The sequence below is a fragment of the Pseudomonas halotolerans genome, assembly GCF_039581215.1.
Classification (GTDB): domain Bacteria; phylum Pseudomonadota; class Gammaproteobacteria; order Pseudomonadales; family Pseudomonadaceae; genus Aquipseudomonas; species Aquipseudomonas tehranensis.
Window position 1 is genome coordinate 264,939 of sequence record NZ_JBCNTJ010000007.1, and the last position, 15,971, is coordinate 280,909.

At 60.2% G+C, this 15,971-nt stretch carries 11 protein-coding genes, 1 pseudogene and 1 riboswitch; of the genes and pseudogenes, 5 read left to right on the forward strand and 7 right to left on the reverse strand.

The window, feature by feature from the left end; translation table 11 throughout:
* Positions 1–259: 259 nt before the first annotated feature.
* The 4 genes from AAIS01_RS12685 to ahcY all read right to left on the reverse strand — a co-directional run bounded on the left by AAIS01_RS12685 (position 260) and on the right by ahcY (position 4,693).
* Positions 260–1,036, reverse strand: a complete 777-nt coding sequence (locus AAIS01_RS12685) for a substrate-binding periplasmic protein (protein WP_343469237.1) — start codon at positions 1,034–1,036, stop codon at positions 260–262.
* Between the two features lie 55 nt (positions 1,037–1,091).
* Positions 1,092–2,174 (reverse strand): hypothetical protein, encoded by a 1,083-nt coding sequence (locus AAIS01_RS12690; RefSeq protein ID WP_343469238.1) that lies wholly within the window; start codon positions 2,172–2,174, stop codon positions 1,092–1,094.
* 83 nt (positions 2,175–2,257) lie between these two features.
* Complete coding sequence (gene metF / locus AAIS01_RS12695; RefSeq protein WP_047230426.1) at positions 2,258–3,103, reverse strand: methylenetetrahydrofolate reductase [NAD(P)H]; 846 nt, start codon at positions 3,101–3,103, stop codon at positions 2,258–2,260.
* 180 nt (positions 3,104–3,283) lie between these two features.
* On the reverse strand, positions 3,284–4,693 hold the full coding sequence (gene ahcY / locus AAIS01_RS12700; RefSeq protein WP_343469239.1) for an adenosylhomocysteinase: 1,410 nt from the start codon (positions 4,691–4,693) through the stop codon (positions 3,284–3,286).
* A 23-nt stretch (positions 4,694–4,716) separates the two neighbouring features.
* Positions 4,717–4,823: riboswitch (S-adenosyl-L-homocysteine riboswitch) on the reverse strand.
* A 191-nt stretch (positions 4,824–5,014) separates the two neighbouring features.
* On the opposite strand from ahcY, the gene AAIS01_RS12705 reads away from it, so the two are divergent.
* Positions 5,015–5,419 (forward strand): acyl-CoA thioesterase, encoded by a 405-nt coding sequence (locus AAIS01_RS12705; RefSeq protein ID WP_188251837.1) that lies wholly within the window; start codon positions 5,015–5,017, stop codon positions 5,417–5,419.
* Between the two features lie 135 nt (positions 5,420–5,554).
* Positions 5,555–6,436: a formate/nitrite transporter family protein gene (locus AAIS01_RS12710; protein ID WP_343469240.1), complete on the forward strand. Its 882-nt coding sequence runs from the start codon at positions 5,555–5,557 to the stop codon at positions 6,434–6,436.
* Here the strand turns inward: AAIS01_RS12710 and AAIS01_RS12715 are convergent.
* A complete protein-coding gene (locus AAIS01_RS12715; protein WP_343469241.1) occupies positions 6,387–7,556 on the reverse strand; it encodes an MFS transporter in 1,170 nt (389 codons plus the stop codon). The genes AAIS01_RS12710 and AAIS01_RS12715 overlap by 50 nt on opposite strands.
* A 197-nt stretch (positions 7,557–7,753) precedes the next feature.
* Between AAIS01_RS12715 and AAIS01_RS12720 the strand changes: the two genes are divergently transcribed.
* The 3 genes from AAIS01_RS12720 (at position 7,754) to AAIS01_RS12730 (ending at position 10,248) form a co-directional block, all read left to right on the forward strand.
* On the forward strand, positions 7,754–8,587 hold the full coding sequence (locus AAIS01_RS12720; RefSeq protein WP_343469242.1) for an EamA family transporter: 834 nt from the start codon (positions 7,754–7,756) through the stop codon (positions 8,585–8,587).
* 50 nt (positions 8,588–8,637) lie between these two features.
* Positions 8,638–9,021: an MAPEG family protein gene (locus AAIS01_RS12725; RefSeq protein WP_343469243.1), complete on the forward strand. Its 384-nt coding sequence runs from the start codon at positions 8,638–8,640 to the stop codon at positions 9,019–9,021.
* Between the two features lie 855 nt (positions 9,022–9,876).
* The gene (locus AAIS01_RS12730; RefSeq protein WP_343469244.1) at positions 9,877–10,248 is read left to right on the forward strand and encodes a DUF6124 family protein; all 372 of its coding nucleotides are present in this window, start codon (positions 9,877–9,879) and stop codon (positions 10,246–10,248) included.
* Between the two features lie 454 nt (positions 10,249–10,702).
* Here the strand turns inward: AAIS01_RS12730 and AAIS01_RS12735 are convergent, their stop codons facing one another.
* Both AAIS01_RS12735 and AAIS01_RS12740 read right to left on the reverse strand, forming a co-directional pair.
* Positions 10,703–11,041 carry a hypothetical protein gene (locus tag AAIS01_RS12735; RefSeq protein WP_047230543.1) on the reverse strand — a complete coding sequence of 113 codons (339 nt, stop codon included), beginning with the start codon at positions 11,039–11,041 and terminating at the stop codon, positions 10,703–10,705.
* Between the two features lie 196 nt (positions 11,042–11,237).
* Positions 11,238–15,971: pseudogene (locus AAIS01_RS12740) on the reverse strand (LapA family giant adhesin); the annotation flags it as partial.

Below are 15,971 nucleotides of genomic sequence, written 5' to 3' on the forward strand. Positions count from 1 at the left end.
CCTGTTTTAGTGAGGGCCTGGCCCAATGGGATAGTCTTGCCGGGCGCGAATGACGTTCAACAAAAAGACGTCATCCCGTCCGGTCCTGCCGAGTCTGGAAGGCAGGTCCGGACAGGGCTCGCGCGGGCTGGAAGCTGCGCTGTAGCGGTGTCGGGATGCCTTTTGCAAGACCGGGCGTCCGGGCGTGAGCCTGGCGGGAAGGCCGGAGTATAACAGAGCAAACGCCGCGCGCCGCTTTCCTGCTGCTCAACGGTTTATTTCAGCGCTGCACCGGGCTGGACGGTTCGGTCCTGGCAGACGGAACGGCGCCATAGCGGGCGATCAGCTCGGCATAGGCCGGTTCGCGCTTGAAGCGCTTGAGTTCGGCGCTGAAGCGCTGCACCAGCAGATCCATCCCGGCGTTGCGCCGCACCGCCAGGTATTGGCTTTGACGGCTCACAACCACGGGGTTTTCGGTGATCTGGTCGCCCAGTTGCATTTGCTTGAGCACGTGCCGGCCCACCCGACGGTCGGTGATGAGCAGGTCAATCCGGCCCAGTTGCAACTTGCCGAAGTTGGCTTCATGGGTGGGCGCCGTCTCACGTTTGAACAGGGGGGATTCACTGAAGGCCTGGCTGTACAGATAACCGGGCGAAGTGCCGACGGTCAGGCCGCCCAAGTCATCAAGGGTGCGAAAGGGATGGGGGCGGGCGTTGGCATAGAACATCACGAACTCCACGTCCGACAGCGGTTCGCTGGGGTAAAGCAGCATGGCGTCGCGTTCGTTGCTGTGGAAAATGTCCAGCGCACCGTCCGCCAGGCCTTGCTCTAGCATCGCCAGGCAACGTTTCCAAGGCAGCAATTGCCATTGCACGTCAATGCCCAGGCGCTTGAACACAATGGCGGTGGTTTCATAGTCGAGTCCCAGGACTTGGCCGTTCTCTTCGTAGACATAAGGCGCCCAGGGTTCGGTAACAATGCGCAACTTCTCGGCCCGGGCATCCATGCTCAGGTACAGGAGGACAAAGGTGGTCAGTAACCGGGTGATGAAAGGCATGGCCTGAGGTTACGACGAGAGCTCATCAAATAGCTAGAGTGCTCTGGCCCGCGGCTTAATTGCCTTTTGCCTGCATTAGATGCCGATAGATGGCTTCGCGGCGTTCGCCCAGCACCCAGCGAATCAGTGGGTGGTTGAGCCATCGTTTGAGTTCATGGTCTTTCAATGGCTCTTTCAGGCGATCTTCAACGTTCTCCCTGGCCTTTTCCCACCAGACCGGGGCGCAGGCCTGGTCGAACGGGTTGGTGTGACGGTAGCAGCCGTAGAGAATTTCGCGCATGAATTGCCGTTTATGGCTGGGTAGCGCCACGGTAATCATTTTATAAGCCAGACGGCGCAATGTGGGCGGTCGGGGTAACGTCGCGGTGACTTGACGGGTTTCATCCAGGGCCAATTGGCACATGGGCGCGGCATGATGTTTGTCGAGCCAGGCCTTGGTTTTGGCGCGGAACAGCTGTTTGCGGCTCCAGTAATGGTGAATCAGGTCGGGACATTCGCGCACGTGCACCGAGCGATAGGCCGCAACCGAAAGGCAGAACTCTTCCAGCGTGTAGGCTCCGTTCGCCATGGGATAAAACTCGTCCATCAGGGCTGTCGAGCGATCCAGAACTGATGCGTCGGTCCAATGAAGACCGATCACGCCTGAGTTCAGCTGCGGCATGTTGTCATCCGCCAGTTGCCGTCGTTGCAGGGCTTGCGCCAGCGTTACGTAAAGTACTGCATCCTTGTTGGCGCCATAGTTCAGATCTACCGCGTTGCAGAGCAACGTGCCAGGCTGAATGCGCCGAAACAGCTCCAGAGGAGAGCAGTGGAAGAAGGTGTCGGTGTCGATCAGCAGTGCCAACTCGACTTCCTCAAGCACCTTTTGCATGACGACATGCTTTGCGCGAAAGTGATAGCCGTGAGGCTCGATCCAGGTCTGACGGGTTTCGTTGTCGAGGGTGCGCACGCGCACCGGCAGCCCGGCGTAGGGCAAGGGATTGTCGGTAAATACCTGGATCTCCAGTGCCTCACCCGGACTTTCGCGCAGCCCGGCCAAGGCGCTGGCAATGCTGAAGACGGCCTCTTGATGATAGGTCTCGGCCCCGTAGACCAGATAAATGAGTTGTGGGGTCGTTGATCTTGGACCAATAGGCATCTACTGCACCCCTCCAGATATTTCGGGTAGAAAAAAGGCCTTGGGTTTTCGCCAAGGCCTCTTTGTACCGCCCAATTAAGACATTAACGCGGCAGTTTGAGGTTATTCCATACGGCGAGGCTGGGCTCGGCCTGGTTAAGGGTATAGAAATGCAGACCTGGCGCCCCGCCTTGTAACAAGCGTTCACACATTTGTGTGATGACTTGCTCTCCGAAGCTTTGGATGCTGGATGTATCGTCGCCGTAGGCTTCCAGCTGCTTGCGGATCCAGCGTGGGATTTCTGCGCCGCAGGCGTCGGAAAAGCGCGCGAGTTTGCTGTAGTTGGTGATCGGCATGATCCCTGGCACGACAGGAATGTCGACACCCATCTTGCGTACGCGGTCGACAAAGTAGAAGTAGCTGTCGGCGTTGAAGAAGTACTGGGTGATCGCGCTGTTGGCGCCGGCGTTGGCTTTGCGCACAAAGTTGAGCAGGTCGTCTTCGAAGTTGCGTGCCTGGGGGTGCATCTCTGGGTAGGCAGCCACTTCGATATGGAAGTGCTCACCGGTTTCTTCACGAATGAACTCAACCAGGTCGTTGGCGTGGCGCAGCTCTCCGCTCGCCATGCCCATGCCCGAGGGCAGGTCACCGCGCAGGGCCACGATACGGGTGATGCCGGCCGCCTTGTACTGGCTCAGCAGGCTGCGCAGGTCGGCTTTGCTGTCACCCACGCAGGACAGGTGCGGGGCGGCGGGGATTTTGACTTCGCTTTCGAGCTGCAGCACGGTGTTGATCGTGCGGTCACGGGTCGAACCGCCAGCGCCATAGGTGCAGGAGAAGAAGTCGGGGTTGTAGCTCGCCAACTGACGGGCAGTGGCGATCAGTTTTTCATGCCCAGCATCGGTCTTCGTCGGGAAGAACTCGAAGCTGTAGCGACGGTCTTGGGACATGGTCATATCCTTGGAAACTCGTAGGCCGGTGAGGCTTGCATAGCCCTTGCGGGAGTGGACTCATGTGGGAGCGAGCCTGCTCGCGATTGGCATCACCTCGGTCTGACAGTCAGATCAAGGTGTCTGCATCGCGAGCAGGCTCGCTCCCACAGGTCCGCTCCACCAAGGAGGCAGCGCCGATCAGTAGCGATAAGCGTGCGGCTTGAACGGGCCTTCGACGGTCACGCCGATGTAGTCAGCCTGCTGCTTGGTCAGTTTGGTGACCACGCCGCCGAAACCGCGGACCATTTCCAGGGCCACTTCTTCGTCGAGTTTCTTGGGCAGCACTTCCACGGTCAGGCGCTCGGCTTTCTGGGCCGGCGACAGGTCGGCGTATTTCTGGCCGAACAGGAAAATCTGCGCCAGGACCTGGTTGGCAAACGAGCCGTCCATGATGCGGCTTGGGTGGCCGGTGGCGTTGCCCAGGTTCACCAGGCGGCCTTCGGCCAGCAGGATCAGGTAGTCATCGTTCTGTGGGTCGAAGCTGCCGGCGCCGGTGCGATGCACCTTGTGGACCTGTGGCTTCACTTCTTCCCACGCCCAGTTCTTGCGCATGAAAGCGGTGTCGATTTCATTGTCGAAGTGGCCGATGTTGCAGACCACAGCGCGTTTTTTCAGGGCCTTGAGCATGTTCGCGTCGCAGACATTGACGTTACCGGTGGTGGTCACGATCAAGTCGATCTTGCCCAGCAGCGCTTTGTCGATGCTTGCTTCGGTGCCATCGTTGTTACCGTCGATGAACGGCGAAACCAGTTCGAAGCCGTCCATGCAGGCCTGCATGGCGCAGATCGGGTCGACTTCGGACACCTTGACGATCATGCCTTCCTGGCGCAGGGACTGGGCCGAGCCCTTGCCCACGTCACCGTAACCGATGACCAGGGCCTGCTTGCCCGACAGGAGGTGGTCGGTACCGCGCTTGATGGCGTCGTTGAGGCTGTGACGGCAGCCGTACTTGTTGTCGTTCTTGCTCTTGGTCACCGAGTCGTTGACGTTGATGGCCGGGATCTTCAGCTCGCCCTTGGCCAGCATGTCCAGCAGGCGGTGTACGCCGGTGGTGGTTTCTTCGGTCACGCCGTGGACGTGCTCCAGAACGGCCGGGTATTTCTTGTGCAGCAGTTCGGTCAGGTCGCCGCCGTCGTCAAGAATCATGTTGGTGGCCCATGGCTGGCCATCCTTGAGGATGGTCTGCTCCAGGCACCATTCGTATTCCTCTTCGGTTTCGCCCTTCCAGGCAAATACCGGGATACCGGCAGCGGCAATGGCGGCAGCGGCCTGGTCCTGGGTCGAGAAGATGTTGCAGGACGACCAGCGCACTTCGGCACCCAGGGCAATCAGGGTTTCGATCAGCACGGCGGTCTGAATGGTCATGTGGATGCAGCCGAGGATCTTCGCGCCCTTGAGCGGTTGTTCGCCGGCGTATTTGCGACGCAGACCCATCAGGGCTGGCATTTCGGATTCGGCGATGATGATTTCGCGACGACCCCAGGCAGCCAGGGACATGTCGGCGACTTTGTAATCGGTAAAATCTGCAGGCGTGATAACAGCGCTCATGAAGAGCCTCCATTCGTAATGTATGCGAATGGGCGCCGTTGTGCGTTTAGTGTCTGTGCGGAGAGCCCCGTACAAACAACGCCCCATCCGAGCCTGACAGGTCGAACCTGCTGCAGCGCCCCTCGGACAGGTGGCGGGAACGGTCCAAAGCGTGGACCGAGGTAAAGCGGTGGCGATTATAGCGGGCTAATCGGATCTTCCAAAGGGTTTCTGTCGGCAAATCAAAATTGCCGATGATCGTTATTAGAGCCTCGACATGGAGCCACGCTGCCCGGTCTGCCATGATGCCGGCATCCATCGGCCAGACGCTCAGGAGTGAACATGAATTTCCACACCCGCAAGTGGGTCAAGCCCGAAGACCTCAACCCCAACGGCACGCTGTTTGGCGGCAGTCTGTTGCGCTGGATCGACGAAGAAGCGGCGATCTATGCCATTGTTCAGTTGGGCAACCAGCGTGTGGTGACCAAATACATCTCCGAAATCAACTTTGTCAGCGCTTCGCGTCAGGGCGACATCATCGAACTGGGCATCACCGCCACCGAATTCGGCCGCACCTCCATCACCCTGACCTGTGAAGTGCGCAACAAGATCACCCGTAAAAGCATCCTGACCGTGGAGAAGATGGTCTTCGTCAATCTTGGGGAAGATGGCCTGCCGGCGCCCCATGGCCGGACCGAGATCAGGTACGTCAAGGATCAGTTCCAGGACGATATTGCTAGCGCGTGAGCTCGGCGGCGTCGCCTATCGCGAGCCCGCTCGCGATAGCGGTTTTCAAGGCTCCAAAGAACATTGCGGCTCTCCACTGAACAGCGCCGCACGCCGCGTGTCGTAGGTACATCACGCTACCGGTTCAGGAGCTCCATGGACACTCACAAAGACGGCAAGACCCCTGATCTTTCGGCGCAGGAAAAGCACGAAGTCGACCGCAATCAGCCACCGCGGGCCGCAGTACTGCATGAAATTATCCGTACCCAGGGCAATCAGGAACTGGAGCGCAGTGTCGCCGCACTTTGGTGGTCGGCCCTGGCCGCCGGGTTGACCATGGGCCTGTCGCTGATGGCGATGGGGCTGCTCAATTCCCGCTTGCCCGAGGGCGAAGCCTTCAAGGTGATCGCCAGCTTCGGCTACTGCGCCGGTTTTCTCGCGGTGATTCTTGCCCGCCAGCAACTGTTTACCGAAAACACCTTGACCGCTGTGCTGCCCATCATGAGCAAACCCACCTTGGGTAACTTCGGCCGTCTGTTCCGGCTCTGGGGCGTGGTGCTGGTGGGCAACCTGTGCGGAACCTTGCTGGTGGCCTATGTGATGCTGCATCTGCCGATTTTCGACCGGCGCACCGATATGGCTTTTCTGGAGATCGGTCGTAAGGTCATGGAAAACGACACCGGCCAGATGTTCGCCAAGGGCATCATTTCAGGCTGGATGATCGCCACCATGGTCTGGATGATCCCTTCCATGGAGAGCGCCAAGATGTGGATCATCATCCTCATCACTTACCTGATGGCGCTTGGCGATTTCACCCACATTGTCGTCGGCTCTGCCGAAGTGTCCTATCTGGTGTTCGCCGGCCAGCTGTCGTGGGAGGACTTCTGGATGGTGTTCGCCGCGCCGACCCTGGCGGGGAACATCATTGGCGGCAGTTTCATCTTTGCGCTGCTGAGTCATGCCCAGGTGCGGAGCGAGACTGGCCAGCCTAGTCGGCCACACCCACCAGGGCGTCCTGACGACGCTGACGATAAATAAAATACAGCGCGGTCAACACGGTCAGCCCGCCCACCAGAGCGCCGGTCCATGGCAAGTCCGCCAGGTCGGCGCCGCTGGCCACCACCAGACCGCCAATCCAGGCGCCAGCTGCGTTACCAAGGTTGAATGCGCTCTGGTTCAGGGTCGAGCCCAGGTTCGGCGCTTCTTGGGCCTGGTCGATGATCAGCAATTGCAGGATCGGACACAGTGCAAAGGCAAAAACACCCCATAGGACCAGGGTAACAGCCGCAGGAATCACTGATCGGCTGGTCTGGCTGAACGCGGCCAGCACCAGCACCACCGCCAGGGCCATGGCTACCAGCGAAGGCAGCAGGCGCCGGTCCGCCAGCCGCCCGCCGAGGAAACTGCCCGCTGTCAGGCCGACACCGAACAGCAGCAGCATGAGCGTGATGCCGTGGGGGCTGACACCTGTGATGTCCTGCAGGATCGGCGCGATGTAGGTGAACACGCTGAATAGACTGGTGGAGGCCAGTACGCTCATGCCCAGGGCCAGCAGTACGTTGACCTTGCCCAGCACCTTGAACTCGCTGGCCAGATTGGCCTTCTCCATGGGGATTTCCCGGGGCAGCCAGAGCCATTGGGCAAGGGCGGCAATGACCCCTATGACCGATACCGCCCAGAAGGTCGAGCGCCAGCCGGCGTATTGGCCCAACGCAGTGCCCAGCGGCACGCCCAGCACATTGGCCAGGGTCAGCCCTGTGAACATCATTGCAATCGCCTGGGCCCGTTTGTTCGGCGCCACCAGTCCGGCCGCGACCACCGAGCCGATCCCAAAGAATGCCCCGTGGCACAGTGCGGTGATGACTCGGGCGGCCATCAGGGTGGTGTAGTTCGGCGCCAGGGCGCAGAGCACGTTGCCGACAATGAACATCAGCGTCATGCCCAGCAGCGTGGCCTTGCGCGGCATGTTGGCGGTGCCGATGGCCAGGATCGGCGCGCCGAACACCACGCCCAGGGCGTATCCGGTAATCAGCAGCCCGGCCTGGGGAATGCTCACGGCCAGATCACGGGCGACATCGGGCAACAGCCCCATGATGACGAATTCGGTGGTGCCGATGCCAAAAGCGGCGACGGCCAAAGCAAGCAAGGCGAGTGGCATGCGCAAGGTCTCTGTCTGTAGTCTTGACGCTCTGATCAGGCATACGCATGCCGATGCGCCAGTTCGGATGAAGCGGGGCAGCAGCAAACATTATTGGAATTGGTTTATGCGCAACTGAGTGCGGCGTGGTCGTTTGCAGTATAAACGGCCGCTGATGGATGGCGAATCAATTCTCTGGACGCAATAAGGAGCGTGCTGTGCTGGCAACGGCCTTGGTATTGGTCGCCGCGCTGTTGCATGCGGCATGGAATACGCTGATCAAGTTCAGTGGCGAGCGTTTGCTGGTGGTGGCGTGCATGGACAGCGTCGCGTTGCTGTTCGTGGTGCTGGCGCTGGGCTTCGTGGCGTTGCCGCCGCTGGAGATCTGGCCGTGGATCCTCGCCTCGGCGGCATTCGAGTTGTTGTACCGCTATCTGTTGATCCAGGCGTACCGGGTGGGTGACCTGGGGCTGGTCTATCCGCTGATGCGTGGTCTGTCGCCATTGGTGGTGCTGGCTTTGACGTTGATCTTCGCCGGGGAAGTGCTGACGACCCAGCAGACCATCGGCATCTTGCTGATCCCGTTCGGCATGCTTTGCCTGTTGTGGCAGGGCGGCGGTGGTGAGCGGTTGCCCTGGTCGATGTTGCCGGTGGTGGCGCTGATCGGCCTGTGCATCGGCTGCTACACCTTTATCGACGGCCATGCCCTGCGACGCTGGCCCGAGCCACTGGATTACCTGGTCTGGGTGACGCTGCTCAGTGCCTGGCCATTTCCGTTGCTGGCGCTGGTGCGCAAACGACCTGCGTTCATCTTGTTCTGGCGTGAACAGTGGCGGCTGGGGTTGGCGGTCGGATTTTGCGTACTGTTGAGCTACGCTTTGGTGCTGTGGGCCATGCAACTGGGCTCGATCGCCGAAGCGGCGGCGCTGCGGGAGATCAGCGTGATCCTGGTGGTGCTGTTTGGCATGCGCTACCTGAAAGAACCTTTTGGCCGGCCGCGGCTCTTAGCCTGCGTTCTGGTGCTGATTGGCATGCTGGTGATGAAACTCTGACCAGTACCCCGATTTTCGATGTCTATAACACTCAAAGAAGGAACTGCTTCATGACGGTTGCCCTGTGGTGCATTTTGATTGCCTTTCTCCTGCCTTACCTGTGCATTGCGATCGCCAAGGCCGGTGGAAAATACCGGTTGCGGGATAACCACGACCCTCGGGACTTTCTGGACTCGCTCGAAGGAGTCCCCCGGCGTGCATACGCCGCGCAACTGAACAGCTTTGAAATCGCCCCGTTTTTCGCCGCTGCCGTGATCGTCGCGCACCTGGCCGGCAATGCCGAGCTGGTGACCATCAATGTGCTGGCGGTGCTGTTTATCACCAGTCGGCTGCTGTACATCATCTGCTACCTGGCGGACTGGGCGATCTTGCGTTCGCTGGTGTGGTTCGTGGGGGTAGGGTTGGTGTTGAGTTTCTTCTTCGTTTCGGTCTGAGCCTGGCGGTTGAATTCCGTTGCCTGTGCTGGCCCTATCGCGAGCAAGCTCGCTCCCACAGTTGATCTCCAGTGGACACATGTTTTGTGTACGACTAGATCCAATGTGGGAGCGAGCCTGCTCGCGATAGCGGTGACTCAGCTACATAGAGGCTGGACGTGTCGCGCTCTTGCTTTGCTTTGCTTTGCTTTGCTTTGCTTTGCTTTGCTTTGCTTTGCTTTGCTTTGCTTTGCTTTGGATCTTGATCTTGATCTTGATCTGGTCGCCCCGTTAACCACGCTGGCCGAACGCAGGCATTGCGTAGGGGGCACCTCGGCATGGATGCCGAGGTAGCCGCGCTGGGCCATGGATGGCCCTTCGCGGCGGGCCCCCGGAGCAATGCCGGAGTGAGGGCATGCCGAGCCTAGGCGAGGCACCGAGTGGTGGGGCAAAGCGTTTTTGGTTACTTTTGGCGCTTTTCCAAAAGTGACCCGCTGTAAGAGCGGAACCATAAGCAGCCGTTACCGCAGAAACGGATATACACCCCCTCTAAAAGTAAGGTCCTAGGAGATTTCCTTCAAGTTGTAGCGGTGTTGGTGAACTTGTCCGGCTTCGGGCTCGTGGCTAGTCTGGGTTTGTCACTGAAAAAACGGTGACACGGACGTGCAAGTCCGAAGAAACTGTTTAGGATGCGACGCTACATCGCTCAGGGGCTTCTTCTGCCCACTGGCTTTATGGCGGCTGCACGCAGGAGATCCTCGGATCTGCTGGGTGTCCTAAACAGGCCCGGTCTTGCACACCTGCGTACGGCCGCCACCCCCATTCGCGTGCAAGCGAACGGTGACGGTTTCCACTTAACTGTTTAGGAAATCTCTAATGTTCAAAGTAACTCCGAATCCGCCAGAAAACCCTGGCAACATCTTCGGCAAATCCTCGAAATCCAAAAAACTCGACGAAGCCGCCGAGCGCGCCCTCGACTATTACCTCAATCCAAAACCCACCGACGAAGCATCCGGCCAAGCATCAACGGGACAACTTTTCATGGTTGCCCCGAACATCGACACCGAAACCCTACTGGCCAACGCCTCCGAAGACCTGCTGTCCATCAGCGCCATCGCCGCCGACCTGGCTGATGACGTCGACGGCTCGCGCCGCAGCTTGATCCTGGCGATTAGCCGGATGGCCGACGGGGTGCATTTGTTGGTGGAGCGGGCGATGGATCGGCTTGAGGTTCAAGCGCCGGGCTGACATCTGTGGTGGATTGAAAACCGCCTTCGCGAGCAAGCTCGCTCCCACACTGGATCTGTGTCAAACCGGAATATCGAGACAACACCATCTACTGTGGGAGCGGGCTTGCTCGCGAAGGCGTCGGCACATCCAACATCATCGCAAACTGTCCCACCGCTTTCGCGAGCAAGCTCGCTCCCACACGGGGTCTGTGTCGAGCCGAAATATCGAGATCAACACCGATCAACTGTGGGAGCGAGCTTGCTCGCGATAGCGTCAGTCCTTCAGCTCTTTCCCAAACTGAAGCCGGACGCCGTTGTGGCGAGGGGATTTATCCCCGCTGGGCTGCGCAGCAGCCCTAAAACCAGTCGCCTCGGAGTGTCAGATTGCCCACATTCAGCCAGTTGGAGCTGCTTCGCAGCCCAGCGGGGATAAATCCCCTCGCCACAGCGGTTTGTGTTCCTGCTCGGGCAGGCTAGATCAACCCCTTCTCATCATCATCGATCAACCGGCTCAACCCGCCCAAGGCTTCCCGGGCCTGGTTGCGGTCCATCAGCTTGGCTTGGGCCGCGGGCGGCAGGTCGGTGACGCGGATGACGCCTTTGCTGGTCAGCACCTGGATCAAGTCGTCGAGCACCCGGATCATTTCCAGGTCGCTCTGCTTGAGCTGCTTGAGGCTGTTTTCTACCGCTTGGTTAGCGAACCAGTCCTGGATCTCGTGGCTGTCGGCCGGCAGGGTTTCGGTGGCCTCCGCATAAGCGGTGGCTTCCACGCGCACCAGCAGGCCTTGTGCATCGCGTTGCACATAAAACATCGGGCATCCCTCATGTATGAAGCGGCGTCATGCTGGGCAGCATAGGCCAACTGCGGGGAGTATGAACACAATTCCCGTGGCGAGGGAGCTTGCTCCCGCTGGGCCGGGCTGGCGCACCCGCGCGAAGCCGCCCCTGTTTAGGGGCTGCTGCGCAACCAGCGGGAGCAAGCTCCCTCGCCACGGTTTTGTGTCAGGTTCAGCTGTTGTTGTGATCGATCTTGATGGTCGGGTCACTGCCGGCGATCAACGAGTTCAGGTTGATGTTCGACCAGTTGTTGCCTTCGAGCTTGATCGTCACGTCCGGTGAGGCCGCTGCATCATTGGCCGGGTTGAACTGGCCAGTGGTGCTGACTTGCAACGAAGACACGCCATCGACCGTGCTGATCTTGAGGAAGTGATCGATGGTGCTACCGGTCTCGCCCTGCAACAGATCCCGCAGGTCGATCCGGTCACCTTCGCCGGCCTTGAAGTCCTTGATCACGTCGGTGCCGGTGTCGCCGGACTTCCAGACAAAGGTATCGCCACCCAGGCCACCGATCAGGGTGTCATTGCCCTGGCCGCCGATCAGCGTGTCGTTGCCTTTGCCGCCTAGCAGGATGTCATTGCCCTTGCCACCGTCGAGCAGGTCGTTGCCACCCTGGCCGAAGATGATGTCGTTGCCAGCACCGCCCAGCAGTGTGTCATTGCCATCGTTGGCACCGGACACATCGAAAGCGCTGTAGTGCTCGGTGATGTATTGGTGCACGTTGCTGGTGGTGACTTTGCTGACTTCCACACCGTTCTGCTGGGCTACGAAGGCCTGAATGGACTGGTAGCCTTCGCCGGCGATGCCATTGAAGCTCACCAGGTCGCCGAACAGGATGTCGTTGCCGTCTGCTCCATTGACTGTGTCAGCGCCCGGCAGGGTCGCTTCGGTGTGCCCGATGATGGAGTCGGCCAGGTTCTTGGGATCGATGTTGGTCTGCGGCGTTTTGTCGGAGTCGTAGTCCTTCAGGTCGTCCAGCGTCACGCCTTTGTTCAGGCCGATGGCTTCCACGCCAGACACCGAGCTCAACAGGGCGAAAGCGCTGAGGGAGTTGCTGGTGGTGGTCGAGCTGGTGCTGCTGCCCGTGCCGTCGCGATACGACAGTTCATACGTGCCGTCGCCCTGGGCGCGCAGGGTGCCCAACTCTTCACTGTTCCAATAACCGCCCCAGGATTTTTTCCAGGTCAGCAGCGTGACATCGCCGGACGCGTTTACCTGAATGCGATGCGTGCTGTCCAGGTCGGCGCTGAACGTCTGGCCCAGCTTGTAGTTGGCTGTCGTGATCAGGCTGTCGAGCTTCACGTCGCCATACAAGGTCGGATTCGTTTGCTCACCGGACTGGTAGTAGGTCGGCTGGCCGTCGGTGATGAAGTACGTCAGGTTCGTCGCGCCGGTGTTGCTCAATGCTTCGCTGCTCTTGAACCAGTTGGCCGTGGTCTTGAACACATCCTCGTAGTTGGTACCGCCGCCGGACACCATCGAATCCAGCACGCTTTTGAGCAGCACGAGTGCGTTCGGATCATTGAGGTTGACCGATACGGTTTTATTCACCTGGCTGTCGAAGTCTGCCAGGAAAATGTTCACCGTCCCGGAGTTGCCGCCCATGCTCTGCTTGAGGGTGTTGAACACCGAGGTCAACGAGTCCTTGGCGGCTGTGACGGACGATGCGCTCATGCTGCCGGAGCTGTCGACCATGAAGGCGATGTTGTAGTTGACGCCTGGCACGACGGTCAGCCCGCCGATGTCGGCGACCACAATGTCGTTGCCGTCGGTGCCGGTGACGTTGTCACTGCCAGAGGTGGCCGTGGCGGAGTTGTAGACCGCCGGATAAACCGTGACCGGAATCTGCGCCGTGGTGGTTGCCGACCCGCCGAGGGCTTCGGTGGAGGTCGATGTCACGGTCAGGTTGAACTGGCCGTTGTAGTACGTCGGTGGTGTCAGGGTCAGGCTGCCCAGGTTCCAACCGGTGACCGAGGCTTCGCCATTGCTACCCACGGTGGCCGTGTGGCCGGCACCGTCGCTCAGCACGCTGCCTTCCGGGATCCCGCCGATTTTTACGCTCAGGCTTTCGGAGCCGTCGGTATCGGTCAGGGCCGTGGTGATCTTCGACAGGTTCACACTGCCGCCTTCGGCGCCTTCGTTGAGCTTGAAGCCGTCGTAGTAGCCTTCGCCATTGGTGCCGTGCAGATCGGAAACGGTTACGCCCGCATTCACCAGATCAGCCACGCCGGTGTACAGCGGCACGCCGGCACTGCTCAGGTCGGTTGGCGTGCTGCCGTTGACCGACAGGTTCACGTCATAGCTGCCCGGGCCGGTCTGGTTGTGGTGGTAGATGTCCAGGGTGTAGTAGCCGCTGGTGGTCGGGGTGAACGAGCCATTGAGCTTGCCGCCCGCTCCCCAGGTGATGCCCGCGACATCCTTGCCACCGATGGTCACCAACAGGCTGTCATCGCCGGTGCCGCTGAAGGTGTAGGTCTTGCCAGCTTCGAGGAAAATCAGGCCCGAGGTTTTCGACGCGGTGCCCGGGTTCACGTTGCTGTCGGACTGCACGTTGTTCACGGTGGTGCTGCTGTTGGGTGTTCCCGCCGCATCGATCACCGACTTCAGCGTACCGGACGGTGCGCCGTTGCCATCGGTGCCCAGGCCCGACAGACCGGTCCAGACTTCCTTGACCAGGCCCGTGGAGGTCACCGCGTTGCCGGCCACATTGAGGGTCGGTGCGTCGGCGACCGGCGTGATGTCGATCTTCACGGTGCCGGTGGTACCCAGTGCGTGGCCGTCGGTGGGCTGGAACTTGATCTGTGCGTAATCGGATTTCTGATCACCCACGCCGTTCGCGTTGCCGTTGGCGCCGGATTCGTTGGTGTCCGGCGTGAAGCGCAGTTTTCCGGCGTCGATGTCGGTTTTGGTGAAGGTCTGGTTGTTGGCCACGTCCTTCCAGGTCGCACCGTCCAGATACTGCAACTTGCCGTCAGCAGGCAGCCCGGTGATTTTCACCCCAAGGCTGGATGCCGAATTGTCCACATCGCTGACGCCGAAGGTCGACCAACCAAGGATCAGCGAAGTGTCTTCGGTACCGGTTACCGCGCCGCCGGTCGCGACCGGCGCATCGTTGACCCCGACCACGTTCACGGTGGTGGTGGCGGTGTTGGAGTAGCTCGTACCGTCGGTCACCGTCACGGTGATGATGCGCGGCACGGTGCTCGGGTCGTCGCTGCTGTTGGTGAAGCTGATGTTCTTGATTTGCTGCATGTAGTCGGCCAGCGTCGCATTGCCCGACAGGGTCAGGGTGACCGTGCCATTGGTGCTGTTGGCATTGATGCTGATGCCGTTGACGCTGTTACCCAGGTTCAGCGCGTCACCGGGCTGACGGTTGGTCAGCACGATGGTGGCGCCGGTCAGCATCGTGCTGTCCGGGTCGGTGATTTTCAGGTCGGTGTCGCCGATGGACACGCCCGGGCCGGTGGTGCCTTCGGTGAAGGTCACCTGGTAATCGGCGCCAGTCTTTCCGCTGGAGTTGTTGGCATCCAGGTCCAGTACCGGCGGTGCATCGTTGTCGATGATCGAGGTGCTGACGCTGCCGTTGGTGCCGCTGACGGCCAGGTTTTCGAAGTTGCCGCCAGTGGCCGAGTCGACCTTGACCACGAAGTTTTCGGTACCTTCGGTGATCTTGTCGTCCAGCGTCGCCACGTTGAAAGTGGCGCTGGTGGCATTGGCCGGAATCTTCACGGTGTAAACGCCGGTGAAGTCCGTACCGTCGGCGGCGGTACCGCTGTAGACGATCTTGAGCGTCACTTCGGTTTGCGCCGGGTTCGTCAGGCTCACGGTGTACGTGGCGGCCTGGCCTTCGGTGACCGAGGTGCTGCCGGTGATGCTGACGATGGTGTTATCGACGGTGTCGGTGACATCGGTCACTGCTGGCGTGGTGCTCGGGACGAGGTTCTCGAAGTTGCCACCGGTGGCGTTGTCGATGCTGACTTCGACTTTGCCGGCGTCTTTGTAGACGTCATCTTTTGGCGCGTCGACGGTGACAGTGCCGGTGGTGGCGCCGGCAGCGATGTTGATTACGGCACCGTTGCTCAGGGTCACGGTGACCGGGGTGCCGGCGGCATTGGTCAGGGTTGCGGTGTAGGTGATCTGACCGCCTTCGGCAACCGAATCGGTAGCGCTCAGGCTCAGTCCAATCGTGTCCTGCACGTCAGTGACAGTGGTGTCCGCTGGAGTGGCATCGATGTCCAGTTTTTCGTAGTTGCCACCTTGGGCGTTGTCGATCTTCACGCTCAGGTTGTCGCCGCCCGCGAGGGCGTCGTTCTGGGTAACGAAGTTGACCGAACCACTGCTGGAGCCGACTGGAATGGTGATGCTTTGACCGTTCGACAGGGTGATCACCAGCGGGGCGCCGGTTACCGGTGCGTTGACCGAAGCGGTGTAAACGACGGTGCCGCCTTCAGCTACGGAGGATGTCGCGGTCAGGCTGACCGTCGATGTATCGATGGTGTCGGTGACGTCGGTGACGGCTGGCGTGGTACTCGGTACAAGGTTTTCGAAGTTGCCGCCGGTGGCGTTGTCGATGCTGACTTCGACTTTGCCGGCGTCTTTATAGACGTCATCTTTTGGCGCATCGACGGTGACCGTGCCGGTGGTTTGCCCTGCGGCGATGTTGATTACGGCGCCGTTGCTCAGGGTCACGGTCACTGGCGAGCCAGCGGCGTTGGTCAGGGTTGCCGTGTAAACAATCGAGCCGCCTTCGGCAACGGTGTCAGTGGCCGAGAGCGTCAGGCCAGTGGTGTCCTGTACGTCAGTAACGGTGGTGTCCGCCGGAGTGGCGTCGATGTCCAGCTTTTCGTAGTTACCGCCCTGGGCATCGTCAATCTTGACACTCAGGTTGTCGCCGCCGGCGAGGGC